Raw genomic sequence first — 14,220 nt, 5'->3', positions numbered from 1 at the left:
TCTTTTTATCAAATCACACGATTTAAAGTACAATTATTAAACATTTATTAATTTTAGTATTTTTTTAATAATCATGATTTAACATCTTTTACAAATTGTATTTTTGCATAAACATGTACTTAACTTGGAAATAATACACTCTATTTTCGATTTCAATTCTTCTCAAAAAACAATAGTAACTATTGGTACTTTTGATGGTGTTCATATTGGACATCAGAAAATTATTAAGGAATTAATTAACGAGGCAAAATCAACCAATAAAAAATCGGTTTTATTAACTTTTTTCCCGCATCCGCGGATGGTTTTACAAAAAGATGTATCTATAAAGTTAATTAATACTATTGATGAACGCGCTGCGCATCTTGAGAAGTTAGGATTAGATTATTTAATAATCCATCCTTTTAGTAGAGAATTTTCAAGACTTACTGCTTTAGATTTTGTTCGTGATCTTTTAGTAAATCAATTAAATACTTCTAAACTAATTATTGGTTACGATCATCATTTTGGTAAAAACAGAGAAGGAAATATAGAACAACTAACAGAGTATTCTCATTTATATGATTTCACGGTACAAGAAATTCCTGCACAAGATATTGACGAGGTTTCGGTAAGTTCTACCAAAATTAGAAAAGCACTAACTAACGGACATTTAAAAACCACTAACAATTATTTAGGATATAATTTTTCATTAACAGGAAAAGTAGTTAACGGAAAAAAATTAGGCGGCACAATAGGATTTCCTACCGCTAATATTGAAGTTTTAGAAGATTATAAACTAATACCTAAAACAGGGGTTTATGTTGTAAAAGCTGTTATTAAAAATATAACTGTTTTCGGAATGATGAACATCGGTAACCGACCTACGGTTAATGGAGATCATCAAACAATTGAAATTCATTTTTTCGATTTTAATGCCGATTTATATAATGAGAATCTTACCGTAGAGTTGCTTTACTTTTTAAGAGATGAACAAAAATTCGATTCGGTAAACGATTTAGTTATTCAACTAAAAAAGGACAAAGAAACCTCACTAACCTACCTTAAAAACAATTAGTCGTTAGCATTGCCAAAGTCTGTCGCTTCTTATATCTTTGCGGTTCTTAAAAATTTAAAAAGATGTTACAGGTTCAGTTTATTAGAGAAAACAAACAAGCTGTTTTAGACGGATTAGCAAAACGTAATTTTGCCAATGCCGAAGCAATTATTAATGAAGTATTAACTTCTGATGAAACTCGTAGAGCTACACAGGTTTCTTTAGATAATATATTAGCTGAATCTAACAAAATCTCCAAAGAAATTGGTGGTCTTTTTAAATCTGGTGAAGTTCAGAAAGCTAACTTGTTAAAAGAAAAAACAGGTGAATTAAAAGAACAATCTAAGCAATTAACGGAAGCATTAAATACTGCTACCGATAGATTACAAGAATTATTATATACAATTCCGAATATTCCTCATGCATCTGTAAAAGCAGGGAAAAGTGAAGAAGATAATGAGAAAATTTTTAGTGAAGGAATAATTCCCGAATTAGGCGAAAATGCATTACCTCACTGGGAATTAGCTAAGAAATATGATATTATCGATTTTGAATTAGGAACCAAAATTGCTGGTGCTGGTTTTCCTGTTTATAAAGGAAAAGGAGCTCGTTTACAACGTGCATTAATCAACTATTTTTTAGATAAAAATACAGCTGCTGGCTATAACGAAGTACAAGTTCCTCATTTAGTTAACGAAGCTTCAGGAATTGCAACAGGTCAATTACCAGATAAAGAAGGTCAAATGTATCATTCGACAGTAGATGATTTATATTTAATTCCTACCGGTGAAGTGCCAATTACCAACATTCACAGAAATGATTTGGTTAAAGAAGCTGATTTACCAATTAAATATACTGGTTATACCCCTTGTTTTCGTCGTGAAGCAGGTAGTTATGGTGCGCATGTTCGTGGCTTAAATCGTTTACATCAATTCGATAAAGTAGAAATTGTTCGTGTAGAGCATCCTGATAATTCTTACCATGCTTTAAGCGGAATGGTAGAACATATTAAAGATATTTTACGTGATTTAAAATTACCATACCGTATTTTGCGTTTGTGTGGTGGTGATACTGGTTTTACATCAGCTTTAACTTTTGATTTCGAATTATATTCAACTGCGCAAGAGCGTTGGTTAGAAATTAGTTCGGCTTCAAATTTTGAAACTTACCAAGCAAATCGTTTAAAATTACGTTTTAAGAACAAAGATGGTAAAAGTCAGTTTGTTCATACATTAAACGGAAGTTCTTTAGCGTTACCTAGAGTTTTAGCGGGAATTTTAGAAAACTATCAAACTGCTGACGGAATTAAAATTCCTGAGGTATTAGTTCCTTATTGTGGTTTTGATATGATTGATTAAATAAAAATCGACTCGTATAAAAATAAAAAATGCCAAGTTTCAATCAAGAAACTTGGCATTTTTAGTAATCCACCCTTCAAAATGAATTAATTTTATATCTTTAGTTGGCAACCACAGCGACCATTAACCTTTTGTATTTATTCATTTCTAATAACGCTTCAAAATACTTTGTTATTTGTCCGTTATTCATAAACTCATTTGCATTGTTCTTTGCTACCTGATATTGTGTGTTAAAGTTTTTCATAGTATAAATTGTTTGGTGTTATTATCAGTAAGACAAAGTTCGTGCCAAAATGTTACAAGACTTTCAAAAAAAGGAAGCCTTTTAGTATAAATTTAACAATATTGTTCTGTATTTTTGATTGATGAGAAAAGCTGTTATTCTATTTAATTTACTGATTTTTAGTTTATTTTGTTACGCACAACAAAACGAATTTATTGTTGCTGAAAATTATTTTAGAAATAATGAATATGAAAAAGCAATTCAGCTCTACAAGAAACTACACGATAAAAGTCCGTATAACACCACTTATCTAAAAAGACTCGTAACCTGTTACCAAGAAACAGATCAGTTTATGAACGCTGAAGTTTTATTATCAAAAGAACTAAATGAAAGACCAAGTTTAAGCTACCTAAATGTTATTAGAGGTTATAATTTCGAACGACAACAGAATGATATCGAAGCCGATAAACAATATAAAATTGCTCTTAAATCTTTAGATAACAGAAGTACTTATGGTAATATTATTGCAAGCCTTTTTAAAAATTATAATCAGTTAGATTATGCTATTGAAGCCTATACAAAAGTAATGGCAAATAATCCAGATGCGAATTACGGATTTCAATTAGCGCAAATTTATGGTGAAAAAGGAAACTTCTCTAAAATGTTTGAATCGTATGTTGATTTGGTTGATAAAAACGAAAGTTACCTTAACAACGTAAAGCGTTTTACAAGCCGATATATTAATGAGGATACCGAAAATGAAAATAATATTTTATTTAAAAAAGCATTGCTGCGAAAATCAATTAGCAATCCAAAAAATATTTGGAACGATTTATTATCCTGGCTATTTGTTAAGCAAAAACAATACAATAAAGCACTTATTCAGCACAAAGCATTACTAGCCAGAGATGCTAATAATTTAGGCAAAATTGCTGAATTAGGTAAAATAGCGCTAGATAATGAAGATTATGAAACAGCAAAAGAATGTTTCGATTTAATGATTGAAAAAACCAATTATCCGAGTGATAAGTTTAATGCCATCAATAATAATTTAAAAATAGCTATTGAAACAAAACAAACGGATGTTGACATTCGCTTTAAAGAAGTATTTGATGAATACGGAATTAATAAACTCACCTTTCGTACACAAATAGCCTATGCTAATTACGTAACATTTACCAAAAACAATCCTGAAGAAGCTTCTAAAATTTTAGAAAAAGCAATGACTTTTACGAGTTCTAGGTTTACAAAAGCAATGGTAAAACTTAAACTAGGCGAGGTTTTAGTATATACTAATAAGTTTAACAAGGCATTAATTTATTTTTCTCAAGTTCAAACAAAATTTAAAAATCATTTTTTAGGGCAAGAAGCACGATTTAAAGTTGCACAAACCTCTTATTTTAAACATGATTTTAAATGGGCAAAAGCACAGTTAAAAGTTTTAAAAGGTTCAGCCACGCAATTAATTGCTAACGATGCCGCAAATTTATTTTTAACAATTTCTGATAACGAACCAAAAGATAGTATTCCCTCAGGCTTAAAAGAATATGCTAAAGCCGACTTGTTGGCTTTTCAGAATAAAGATAACGAAGCGATTACTATTTTAAACGAGATTATTACAAAATACAAAGGCCAACCTATTGAAGATGAAGCATTGTTTAAACAAGCTAAACTTTTTGTAAAACAACAAAAATACGATGAAGCCATTTTAAGCTTTAATAAAATAATCACTTTAGATAAAAAAGGAATTTATGTTGATGATACGTATTATCAATTAGCAGAATTATACAATATAAAATTAAATAACCTCGAAAAGGCTAAAGAATACTATCAAAAGATTATTTTTGACCACGCTTCTAGCATCTATTTAGTTGATGCTCGTAAAAAGTTTAGAAAACTAAGAGGTGACCAAATTAATTAACCTATGTATCAATAAGTTAATGTAACATTTATTGTTGCAAAATATAATTGCTACATCTTTACATTAAATAACAAAATGTATATATATAACGTAACTATAAGTATTGACGAGAGTGTGCATGACAAATGGATTGTTTGGATAAAAAACCACATCCCTAAAGTTTTGGCTACTGGTCGTTTTTTAAGTGCAAAATTAACACAAGTTTTAGTTGAGGAAGAAATGGGCGGAATAACATACTCTGTACAATATACTGCAAAAACACGTGAAGATTTAGACGATTATTACAAACACGATGCTAATGAACTACGTTCTGATAGTATTAAAATGTTTGCTGATAAAATGCTAGCTTTTCGTACAGAGTTACGAGTAATAAATGAATTTTTTCCTGTTGAAGCGAGTAATTAAACATGAAACAGAAAATTTATAAAAACAGAAAAAAGATATTATTTACAGGTATCTTTCTAACTGTTTTAGGTGTTATTATAGGTTACTGCACATACGGAACCGAACCTTGGGAAACCATTGGTGGTTTTTTAAGTGGTTTTGGCGTAGCAACATCAATCATAACATTCGGTATTCAAAAATCCGGGAAATAATTAATTAAAAAATAGCAATACAAGGATTTTTATTTACTCTTGTTACTAGTATTTTTAAATCAGCATCTGTTTTAATTATAACATAATATCAGCACGTTATTCTGAATTTATTTCAGAATCACATTTTTATAATAAACAGTATGTTTTGTTAAGTACCTGAAGCAACTTCAGGTTGACGTAAATATTGGTTATTACCGACAATCAAAATCTTTTATCATAAAAACTATGACAGTAAGAGCAAAAAAACATTTAGGACAGCATTTTTTAACCGATGAAGATATTGCTAAAAAAATAGCGGATGCATTAACCGAAAATGGATATGATGATGTATTAGAAATTGGTCCTGGAATGGGTGTTTTAACGAAATACTTATTAGAAAAAAAACCAAAAATTACGGTAATGGAGCTCGATTATGATTCGGTTGCCTATTTAAAAGATACTTTTCCGTTAGAACATATTAAGTTGGATACCACTGCTAAAAAGTTCGAAATTCTTGAAGGTGATTTTCTAAAAAAGAATATTGTAGATATTTTTAAAGAAAAGCAAGTAGCTATTATTGGTAACTTTCCCTATAATATTTCTACTCAAATTGTATTTAAAGCTATAGAAAATAGAGAATTTGTTCCTGAATTTGCAGGAATGTTTCAAAAAGAAGTAGCCAAAAGAATTGCAGAAAAAGAAGGAAGTAAAGTTTACGGAATCATGTCTGTCTTAACACAAGCTTTTTATGATGTAGAATATTTATTTACGGTTCCGCCAACCGTTTTTAATCCGCCGCCAAAAGTAGATTCAGGTGTTATAAGACTTATCAGAAAAGAAAATTATACGTTACCTGTTGATGAAAAGTTATTTTTCAGAGTCGTAAAAACATCTTTTAATCAAAGAAGAAAAATGTTGCGTTCTAGCCTAAAATCCTTTAATATTTCTGACTCTTTAAAAGAAGACCCTATCTTTACAATGCGTCCCGAACAATTATCGGTAAACCGATTTATAGAGTTGACTCAAAAAATTGCTAACGACAGTAACTAAAGAGTATTTAAAATAAAACTTACTATTCAGAATTTAAACCATTCCGAATATTTAAATTATCGACTAAAATTGCAAAATATGGCATTTGAAATCACCCAAGAACTTCTAGAAAATGTAACCGAACACATCGAAGCTAAAAACGATGCTGGTCTTAAAGAGCTCTTTAAGGAAATTCACCATGCCGATATTGCTGAGATATTAGACGAATTGCCTTTTGAAGAATCGGTTTACATTATTCGTTTATTAAAAAGTGAAACAACATCTGAAGTATTAATGGATGTTGATGATGATGTTCGTGAAAAAATACTAGAACAATTAACTGCAAAAGAAATTGCAGAAGAAATAGATGAACTTGATACCGATGATGCTGCCGACGTAATTTCTGAACTTCCTGACAACAGGAAAAAAGCAGTAATGCGTGAAATTGATGATGAGGAGCACGCCAAAGAAATTGTAGAGTTATTACGTTACGACGAAAATTCTGCCGGTGGATTAATGGCAAAGGAATTAGTAAAGGTTAACGAAAACTGGACGATTCCGCGTTGCGTAAAAGAAATGCGCCTTCAAGCAGAAGAAGTTACAAGAGTGCACTCTATTTATGTAATTGATGATAATAACAAGCTTAAGGGTCGTTTATCTTTAAAAGACTTATTAATGGCGTCTACAAAGGCAACAATTGCAGAGGTATACATACCAAAAGTAGATTTTGTAAACGTAACTGATGAAGCCGAAGATGTTGCTAATATTATGCGTAAGTATGATTTAGAAGCAATACCCGTTGTAGATGAACTAGGTGCTTTAGTGGGTAGAATTACGATTGATGATATTGTAGATGTTATAAAAGATGAAGCTGATAAAGATTACCAATTAGCAGCCGGTATTACACAAGGTGTAGAGGCTGATGATACTATTTGGGAATTAACACGTGCTCGTTTACCTTGGTTATTTTTAGGTTTATTGGGTGGTGTTGGAGCAGCAAGTATTATGGGAGTTTTTGAAGGTGCTATGGTAGATAATGCAATCTTATTTATGTTTACACCGTTAATTGCGGCAATGGCTGGTAATGTTGGTGTGCAATCATCTGCAATTATTGTACAAGGAATTGCTAATGATGATATAAGAGGTAGTATTACTAGCAGATTATTAAAAGAAGTTTCTTTAGCAATGGTAAACGGATTAGCGTTAGCTATTTTATTATTCTTATTTATTTTTATAACCGAACAAGATATAAAAGTCGCAGCTGCTATTTCTACGTCACTTTTTGTGGTGATAATTGTAGCAGGTTTAATAGGAACTTTTATTCCGTTATTTTTAGATAAACGAGGTATAGATCCTGCTATTGCAACAGGACCATTTATTACAACAAGTAATGATATTTTCGGAATTCTTATTTATTTCGGAATTGCAAAAATGATTATTGGTTTCTAAAAAAATTGTGCAACTTTTACACCTTCAAATAAAGTATCAATTTGATCTTTAGGTATAAAACCTTTTAGCATTAATGCGGCTCCGAATACGATTAATAAAACACCCATTCCACGTTTTATTCTGTATATAACTAAAGGCGTTAATTTGTTTTTCAGTTGTTTTGCAAGTAGTATTTTACCTAAATCGGTAACTGCATATCCTAAAATTACGGTACCAAAATACCAAAATAAATACTTCGGATTCATATCGTAAGTAGGGCCAACAACTACAATTAAACCTAACCAAAAGGCAAGTACACCTATATTTATAAAGTTTAAAAAGAACCCTTTTAATAATAATTTTATATAATTATTACTGGCAGGTAAAACTACATCTGGTGCTTCTGATTCTTTTTTGTTATTTTTATCTAAATACGTTATCAATCCGTAAATAATAAGCACAAGACCACCAACAAGAAATAACCTCGGGTCGTCTTTAATTTTTTCTAATAAACTTCTACTACCAAAATAGGCAATTAACATAAAAGAGATATCGCCTAAAATCACACCAATATCAAAAGCAATAGCTGCCCTTGCTCCTTTTAAAACACTTGTTTTTAAAAGCATAAAAAATACTGGCCCAATCATAAAAGCCATGAAAACACCTACTAAAAAAGCGTTTTTAAAATCGTAAAAATCCATTTTATAAAAATATAATTTTTAATGGCTATACATCATCAAAATCAACTACTACTTTTGGTGTTGTTGGGTGCGCCATACAGGTTAAAATAAAACCTTCTACTAATTCATCATCTGTTAAAATAGAGTTTTTAGACATTACTGCTCTTCCTTCTGTAACTTTAGCAATACAACTGCTACAAACTCCTCCTTGACAAGAATACGGAGCATCTAGCTTATTACGTAAAGAAGCTGATAAAATAGTATCTGTTTTCTCCATCGAAAAAGTAGTCTCTTCATCATCTAACAATACTGTAATTTCAGATTTCCCATCAGGATAGGTAACAGGAATTTCACCTTCTGTTGTACTTGCTGTAAATAATTCGAAATGAATATTCTCTTTCTTAAAATCGTTTTCTTGTAATGTTTCAGAAACTATATCAATCATAACTTCTGGCCCACATAAATACGCAGCATCAAAAGACACATCTTTATGAATATTCTTCATAAAATAATTCACGTGATTTTTATCTATTCTTCCGAATTTACTATTATTACGAACCTCTTGACTAAAAATATAATGCAAGTTAAATTGTGTAGGATATTGTGTTGCCAACGCATTTAACTCATCGAAAAATATAGTTGTTTCTGCTTTTTTATTACCAAAAACTAAGGTAAATGTTGCTGTTGGCTCGTTTTCTAACACTGCTTTTATCATCGATAAAACTGGCGTTATTCCGCTACCAGCAGCAAAAGCAATGTAATTTTTATCCGCCACAGGCTCTAAAATAAACTTTCCTTCTGGTTCAGAAATTTCTAATGAAGTGTTTTCTTTCAGCTTTGTAGTTGCGTAGGTAGAAAACGTTCCTTTCTCTACCGCTTTAACCGCTACTTTAACCTGATTGCTATTTGGTGATGCACAGATAGAATACGCTCTTCGTATTTCTTTATCGTTTATTTTAGTTTTTATGGTTATATACTGACCCGCTACAAAAGAATATGCTTCTTTTAGTTCGTCAGGAATTGTAAATAAGATAGAAACAGCATCGGCAGTTTCTTTAATTATTTTTTCTATTGTTAGATTATGAAATGTAGACATGTATTGTATTTAGAAACACAAAAATAAGCAATACTAAACGAACCTTTTGTTAGGAATAATATAAAAAACAATACCTAAGATTATTATACATAAGAAAATTATATATATTTGTTGCGACTAATTTAGAATGTCATTGCGAATAAAATGAAGCAATCTTATCATTTAGTAAAGATTACTTACTCGTAATAACTAAAACAATAAAAATGGGAAATCAGAAATTATATAAAGGTTCGTTACAAACCATCATTTTAAAGCTATTGGCACAAAATGACAAAATGTATGGTTATGAAATTACACAAAAAGTAAAAGAACTTACCAAAGGGGAATTAAAGATTACCGAAGGCGCTTTGTACCCTGCCTTACATAAATTAGAAGCCGAAGGTTTGTTAGACGTAGAAGTTGCCAAAGTAGGGAATCGTTTACGTAAATATTATAAACTTACCGAAAGCGGCACCAAAGAAACTGCCAATAAATTAGAGGAAATGCAAGAGTTTTTAAAAACAATGCAGCAATTGGTGAATCCTAAATTTAGTTTGGAGTAAGATGGAATTAACTAACGAACAAATACAGCAAATAGATAATCGTTTAAAAAAACGAGGTATAAAATATTGGGATTTACGTATTGAAATGGTAGACCATATAGTTTCTGATATGGAAACAAATGCTACAACTAATGATTTTAAGGTTGAATTAGAAAAAACATTAAGAAAATTAAATTGGAATCGAGGTTTAATTGGTGTAAATACTGAAGGTTGGCAAAACACTAATAGAAAATATAGAAAGGAATATTATGCAGAAATTATAGTTGTTTTCAAGTCATTTAAAAACATAACTGCTTATATATTGTTTTCAATATTCTTATACACTATTTCGAATTTTGTTTCTTTTAATGTTTTCGAAATAATAAGCTTAGGATTATTAATATCACCAATGCTTTTTTTCTTTTTTGTTACATCAAAGCAATTATTTAAAAAATATGGAAGATCAATAAACCTAGATTACGGCGTAAGTTATTTTTCTTTTGCTTTTATAATGATGATGCTTCCTATTCAATTTATAAAAGATTTTTCTACTGAAACTCAAATAACCGCCTTTATAATATTTATACCCATCTTATTTGTTACTACTTATGCTGGTTATAAAACATACAAAAAAGCACTTACAAGAGTTGAAAATATGAAAAACGAATTAGCAATATAAACAATGCAACTAACCCAAGAACAAACCAAAAGAATTAACGACTTTTTAGAAGGTATTGGTGTTAATTATATTGATATCCGTTACGAAATGGTAGATCATATTGCGACTGAAATTGAAGAGAAAGTAACCGATACTGATACGTTTTTCGAAAATCAACGCTTTCAAACCGTTTTTGTTAAATACATGTTGAGTAAAAAAGATGCGCTGCAAAAAAAATATCAAAAAATAGTAAAAAGGAGATTTTGGGATGATACTAAAACAATATGTAAAAACATGAGTATAGAAACTCTTAAAATTAAAAACATAACATTCTTAGCACTTTTAACTTCGTTAACTTATTCACTTAGTTTATTTAATATAAAAAACACTCTGACCTTTTTGTTTGTATTATTGATAATTATCTATTGTTATAACGGCTATATATTTAGTAGAACAGCTAAAAAATATGGCAATATAAAAGTGATTCAATCATATACATTACTACTTACTTTTATGTCTTATTTTCCTCTTTACGTTAACAATCCCATATTAATGTCATCTAAAACGGATGTTAAAATGTGGAGTATTTATATACATACGTCGTTTATCTATTTAATTTTTTTACTCTATAAATCATTTATGAATCAGAAAGAAAAAATTGATACTAAATACCGATATTTAACAGAATAAATGATATTAGAGCGTCATTCTGAATTTATTTCAGAATCGCACATTTATGATATGTTATGATGACAACCTGAAACAAGTTCAGGTTTACGAGAATAAACTATTATAAAAATATTGCCCAAACGCATTTATTTAAGTTATGGAATTGACAAAAAAGCAAATACAAGAAATTGATAATTACATTACTGTTTGCGGGATAAAGTATTACGATGTAAAAACAGAAATCGTAGATCATTTTGCTTCAATATTAGAACTTCGTTTGGATGAAAATCCTGATTTAGATTTTAAAGAAGCTATTATAGAAGAGCATAAAAAATTTAGCGACAAGGGTTTTAATCGGCTATTAGAAACAAAGACAAAAACAATACATAATCGTTTTGTAAAACAAACTATCATAAATTTTAAATCGTTTTTTAAACTCCCGAAAATCATTATTACAATTTGTTGCTACTTATTATTATATAAAATGATGCCTTATTTTAATGATGTAAAAACTTTTTTTATGGTTTTAACAGTTTTTGGTTTTATACTAATTTTTCAATTAGGAATTCGAATATTTATCAGCTACAAACAAAAAAAAGAGAGGTTTTTAGCTTTAAATAGAATGACTTTATTTTATCAAATAGCGAGTAACATGTTTATTTTATTTAACTGTATTCTTTCTTTTAGAACTGATAAAAGCTTTTTAAATAATGGCTATAACAATATTCATTTGGGTGTTTTTGTACTAATACTATTACTGTATTGGAGCATGGAATATGTATACCAACAAAACAGAAAACAGATTAAGAAACAATACCCAAACGTATTTATTTAAATGATGAAACTCACCGAACAAAACATAGATAATTTATACAAATTCACGCGTCAGCATTATGTTGAGCATTACGATGTGCAAACCGAATTAGTAGATCATTTAGCCAATGACATCGAACAAATTTGGGTAGCACAACCTACATTATCTTTCGAGCAAGCACGCGATATTTCTTTTAAAAAATTTGGAATTTTTGGGTTTATGGATGTTGTTGAGGAAAAACAAAGGCAGTTAGGAAAAAAATACAAAACCATTTTGTGGCGTTATGTAAAAGAATGGTTTCAATTGCCTAAAATAATTTTAACCGCAAGTATTTTTGCTTTCTATTTTTTCTGTTTACAATTTAAAGCTGGGCTTTATTTATGCATTACTTCTGTAATTTGCCTTGCTATTATTGATTTATACATTGTACATAAACTACAAAAAGAAATTAAAAATCGTTTTGCAAAAAATAATAAGAAATGGATGTTAGAAGACACTCTTTTTAATGTAGCTAGTTTTGGCGGTGTTATGGTTGGTTCGAACATACCGCACTTTATAAACCAAACAATAAATGATACGCCTTCTAGTACAGCTGCATTTTTTATTGCGCTATTTTTAACATCAGCTATTATATACTCATATGTAACGTTGATTGTTATTCCGCAAAAAGCAGAACAGTTATTAGAAGAACATTATCCTGAATATAAAATCGCTCGATAAATGAAACTCACCGAACAAAACATAGATAATCTATACAAATTCACACGTCAGCATTATGTTGAGCATTACGATGTGCAAACCGAATTGGTAGATCATTTAGCCAATGACATTGAAAAAATATTAGCAGAACAACCTACATTATCTTTTGAGCAAGCACGCGATGTTTCTTTTAAAAAGTTTGGAATTTTCGGGTTTATGGATGTTGTTGATCAAAAAATAGTGCAATTAAATAAAAAATACTTTAGGCTTATTTTAAGTTTTGTAAAACAATGGTTTCGATTGCCTAAAATTATACTTACTTTTTGTTTTATAGCACTGTTTTATGTACTGCAACAAGCACCCAGTGCCTATTATATTTATACTGGAGTATTTTTTAGTGTCATCCTTTTAGAAACAATTAAAATGTTTCATTCAAAAAGAAAAATCAAAAAAAAAGAGGCATTAACGGGTAAAAAATGGCTATTAGAAGATATTTATTTAAGACAGAGTTTAGGAAACTTAGCTATAATTATGTTTTACACCTATGATTGGTTTTTACCACACGATACTGGTTTTATTGAAATGAATGAGTTTAGTCGTTGGTTTTCCGCAGCTTTAATCGTTTTAATAATTTTGATTGGTTATATCACCCTAATCGTGATTCCCAACAAATCAGAAGAATTACTAGCTAATCATTATCCAGAATATAAACTGACTTAATAAGTTCTCGATACAATTTTTCGTGCCTCAAAATCACTCGAACTGACATTTTTATTCATTCTTGTCAATTCGAGTGAATTTGAGGATTGAAATGAATAAAATTTGTATCGAGAATGAAGATTATTTACTTTTTACCATCCACAACAATAACAATCTCGCCTTTTGCAGGCTTCGCTGTATAATATGATAAAACTTCTACTACTGTTCCTCGCTTGGTTTCTTCAAACATTTTTGTCAATTCTCTAGAAACTGATAATTGTCTATCTTCTCCAAAATATTCTGAAAAATGAGCTAATGTTTTTAATAATTTATGTGGACTCTCATAAAAAATCATGGTACGCGTTTCTTCCGCTAACAAGTTTAAACGTGTTTGTCGTCCTTTTTTTACAGGTAAAAATCCTTCGAAAACAAATTTATCATTCGGTAAGCCCGAGTTTACCAATGCAGGTACAAAAGCGGTAGCACCAGGCAAACATTCCACTTCAATATTTTGTTGCACACAAGCTCTGGTTAATAAAAAACCAGGATCAGAAATTGCAGGCGTTCCAGCATCAGAAATTAAAGCACATGTTTCACCATTTTTTAATCGATTTAAAACACCATCTACCGATTTATGTTCGTTATGCATATGATGGCTGTACATTTGTGTAGCAATCTCAAAATGCTTTAATAACTTACCACTTGTACGCGTGTCTTCCGCTAAAATAAAATCAACTTCTTTTAAGATTCTAAGTGCTCTTAAGGTAATATCTTCTAAATTTCCAATAGGTGTTGGCACCAAATACAATTTGCTCAT

17 protein-coding genes are annotated in these 14,220 nt (G+C 30.0%); 13 read left to right on the top strand and 4 right to left on the bottom strand.

What is annotated here, in order from left to right; genetic code table 11:
• The first annotated feature begins 124 nt into the window (after nucleotides 1–124).
• A complete protein-coding gene (locus tag P2G10_RS07945) occupies nucleotides 125–1,054 on the top strand; it encodes a bifunctional riboflavin kinase/FAD synthetase (RefSeq protein ID WP_275316017.1) in 930 nt (309 codons plus the stop codon).
• 62 nt (nucleotides 1,055–1,116) lie between these two features.
• Nucleotides 1,117–2,391, top strand: coding sequence for a serine--tRNA ligase (gene serS, locus P2G10_RS07940; protein ID WP_275316016.1), 1,275 nt, complete (start codon nucleotides 1,117–1,119; stop codon nucleotides 2,389–2,391).
• 100 nt (nucleotides 2,392–2,491) lie between these two features.
• Here serS and P2G10_RS07935 read toward each other — a convergent pair whose 3' ends face one another.
• The gene (locus P2G10_RS07935; protein WP_218771968.1) at nucleotides 2,492–2,635 is read right to left on the bottom strand and encodes a hypothetical protein; all 144 of its coding nucleotides are present in this window, start codon (nucleotides 2,633–2,635) and stop codon (nucleotides 2,492–2,494) included.
• Nucleotides 2,636–2,756: 121 nt separating this feature from the next.
• On the opposite strand from P2G10_RS07935, the gene P2G10_RS07930 reads away from it, so the two are divergent.
• The 5 genes from P2G10_RS07930 (at nucleotide 2,757) to mgtE (ending at nucleotide 7,588) form a co-directional block, all read left to right on the top strand.
• Nucleotides 2,757–4,535, top strand: coding sequence for a tetratricopeptide repeat protein (locus P2G10_RS07930; RefSeq protein ID WP_275316015.1), 1,779 nt, complete (start codon nucleotides 2,757–2,759; stop codon nucleotides 4,533–4,535).
• 75 nt (nucleotides 4,536–4,610) lie between these two features.
• The gene (locus P2G10_RS07925; RefSeq protein WP_218771966.1) at nucleotides 4,611–4,940 is read left to right on the top strand and encodes a DUF4286 family protein; all 330 of its coding nucleotides are present in this window, start codon (nucleotides 4,611–4,613) and stop codon (nucleotides 4,938–4,940) included.
• A 2-nt stretch (nucleotides 4,941–4,942) separates the two neighbouring features.
• A complete protein-coding gene (locus P2G10_RS07920; RefSeq protein ID WP_275316014.1) occupies nucleotides 4,943–5,131 on the top strand; it encodes a hypothetical protein in 189 nt (62 codons plus the stop codon).
• Between the two features lie 225 nt (nucleotides 5,132–5,356).
• The gene (rsmA, locus tag P2G10_RS07915) at nucleotides 5,357–6,160 is read left to right on the top strand and encodes a 16S rRNA (adenine(1518)-N(6)/adenine(1519)-N(6))-dimethyltransferase RsmA (protein ID WP_275316013.1); all 804 of its coding nucleotides are present in this window, start codon (nucleotides 5,357–5,359) and stop codon (nucleotides 6,158–6,160) included.
• A 78-nt stretch (nucleotides 6,161–6,238) separates the two neighbouring features.
• The gene (gene mgtE / locus P2G10_RS07910; RefSeq protein ID WP_275316012.1) at nucleotides 6,239–7,588 is read left to right on the top strand and encodes a magnesium transporter; all 1,350 of its coding nucleotides are present in this window, start codon (nucleotides 6,239–6,241) and stop codon (nucleotides 7,586–7,588) included.
• Here mgtE and P2G10_RS07905 read toward each other — a convergent pair.
• Both P2G10_RS07905 and P2G10_RS07900 read right to left on the bottom strand, forming a co-directional pair.
• Nucleotides 7,585–8,268 (bottom strand): LysE family translocator, encoded by a 684-nt coding sequence (locus tag P2G10_RS07905; protein ID WP_275316011.1) that lies wholly within the window; start codon nucleotides 8,266–8,268, stop codon nucleotides 7,585–7,587. The two genes, mgtE and P2G10_RS07905, sit on opposite strands and share 4 nt — an antisense overlap.
• A 25-nt stretch (nucleotides 8,269–8,293) precedes the next feature.
• A complete protein-coding gene (locus P2G10_RS07900) occupies nucleotides 8,294–9,343 on the bottom strand; it encodes a ferredoxin--NADP reductase (RefSeq protein WP_275316010.1) in 1,050 nt (349 codons plus the stop codon).
• A gap of 203 nt (nucleotides 9,344–9,546) precedes the next feature.
• Between P2G10_RS07900 and P2G10_RS07895 the strand changes: the two genes are divergently transcribed.
• The 6 genes from P2G10_RS07895 to P2G10_RS07870 all read left to right on the top strand — a co-directional run bounded on the left by P2G10_RS07895 (nucleotide 9,547) and on the right by P2G10_RS07870 (nucleotide 13,424).
• The gene (locus P2G10_RS07895) at nucleotides 9,547–9,885 is read left to right on the top strand and encodes a PadR family transcriptional regulator (protein ID WP_260585497.1); all 339 of its coding nucleotides are present in this window, start codon (nucleotides 9,547–9,549) and stop codon (nucleotides 9,883–9,885) included.
• 1 nt (nucleotide 9,886) lies between these two features.
• Complete coding sequence (locus P2G10_RS07890; RefSeq protein WP_275316009.1) at nucleotides 9,887–10,543, top strand: hypothetical protein; 657 nt, start codon at nucleotides 9,887–9,889, stop codon at nucleotides 10,541–10,543.
• 3 nt (nucleotides 10,544–10,546) lie between these two features.
• Nucleotides 10,547–11,212: a hypothetical protein gene (locus tag P2G10_RS07885; RefSeq protein ID WP_275316008.1), complete on the top strand. Its 666-nt coding sequence runs from the start codon at nucleotides 10,547–10,549 to the stop codon at nucleotides 11,210–11,212.
• Between the two features lie 136 nt (nucleotides 11,213–11,348).
• A complete protein-coding gene (locus tag P2G10_RS07880) occupies nucleotides 11,349–12,026 on the top strand; it encodes a hypothetical protein (protein ID WP_275316007.1) in 678 nt (225 codons plus the stop codon).
• Nucleotides 12,027–12,725: a hypothetical protein gene (locus P2G10_RS07875; RefSeq protein WP_275316006.1), complete on the top strand. Its 699-nt coding sequence runs from the start codon at nucleotides 12,027–12,029 to the stop codon at nucleotides 12,723–12,725.
• Nucleotides 12,726–13,424, top strand: coding sequence for a hypothetical protein (locus P2G10_RS07870; protein WP_275316005.1), 699 nt, complete (start codon nucleotides 12,726–12,728; stop codon nucleotides 13,422–13,424). It begins immediately after the preceding gene.
• Nucleotides 13,425–13,548: 124 nt separating this feature from the next.
• Here the strand turns inward: P2G10_RS07870 and rsmI are convergent, their stop codons facing one another.
• Nucleotides 13,549–14,220, bottom strand: a complete 672-nt coding sequence (rsmI, locus tag P2G10_RS07865; protein WP_275316004.1) for a 16S rRNA (cytidine(1402)-2'-O)-methyltransferase — start codon at nucleotides 14,218–14,220, stop codon at nucleotides 13,549–13,551.

This window comes from Tenacibaculum bernardetii, from assembly GCF_029125915.1.
In the GTDB taxonomy this organism is placed as follows: Bacteria; Bacteroidota; Bacteroidia; order Flavobacteriales; family Flavobacteriaceae; genus Polaribacter; species Polaribacter bernardetii.
The sequence above is the reverse complement of the archived record's forward strand: the minus strand, read 5'-3'. Positions and strand labels throughout refer to the sequence as shown.

Bases quoted from the DNA above. Each gene is read 5' to 3' on its own strand.
- serS (WP_275316016.1), top strand. From the start codon at position 1,117: ATGTTACAGGTTCAGTTTATTAGAGAAAACAAACAAGCTGTTTTAGAC.
- P2G10_RS07935 (WP_218771968.1), bottom strand. From the start codon at position 2,635: ATGAAAAACTTTAACACACAATATCAGGTAGCAAAGAACAATGCAAAT.
- P2G10_RS07930 (WP_275316015.1), top strand. From the start codon at position 2,757: ATGAGAAAAGCTGTTATTCTATTTAATTTACTGATTTTTAGTTTATTT.
- P2G10_RS07925 (WP_218771966.1), top strand. From the start codon at position 4,611: ATGTATATATATAACGTAACTATAAGTATTGACGAGAGTGTGCATGAC.
- P2G10_RS07920 (WP_275316014.1), top strand. From the start codon at position 4,943: ATGAAACAGAAAATTTATAAAAACAGAAAAAAGATATTATTTACAGGT.
- rsmA (WP_275316013.1), top strand. From the start codon at position 5,357: ATGACAGTAAGAGCAAAAAAACATTTAGGACAGCATTTTTTAACCGAT.
- mgtE (WP_275316012.1), top strand. From the start codon at position 6,239: ATGGCATTTGAAATCACCCAAGAACTTCTAGAAAATGTAACCGAACAC.
- P2G10_RS07905 (WP_275316011.1), bottom strand. From the start codon at position 8,268: ATGGATTTTTACGATTTTAAAAACGCTTTTTTAGTAGGTGTTTTCATG.
- P2G10_RS07900 (WP_275316010.1), bottom strand. From the start codon at position 9,343: ATGTCTACATTTCATAATCTAACAATAGAAAAAATAATTAAAGAAACT.
- P2G10_RS07895 (WP_260585497.1), top strand. From the start codon at position 9,547: ATGGGAAATCAGAAATTATATAAAGGTTCGTTACAAACCATCATTTTA.
- P2G10_RS07890 (WP_275316009.1), top strand. From the start codon at position 9,887: ATGGAATTAACTAACGAACAAATACAGCAAATAGATAATCGTTTAAAA.
- P2G10_RS07885 (WP_275316008.1), top strand. From the start codon at position 10,547: ATGCAACTAACCCAAGAACAAACCAAAAGAATTAACGACTTTTTAGAA.
- P2G10_RS07880 (WP_275316007.1), top strand. From the start codon at position 11,349: ATGGAATTGACAAAAAAGCAAATACAAGAAATTGATAATTACATTACT.
- P2G10_RS07875 (WP_275316006.1), top strand. From the start codon at position 12,027: ATGATGAAACTCACCGAACAAAACATAGATAATTTATACAAATTCACG.
- P2G10_RS07870 (WP_275316005.1), top strand. From the start codon at position 12,726: ATGAAACTCACCGAACAAAACATAGATAATCTATACAAATTCACACGT.
- rsmI (WP_275316004.1), bottom strand. From the start codon at position 14,220: ATGAGCAAATTGTATTTGGTGCCAACACCTATTGGAAATTTAGAAGAT.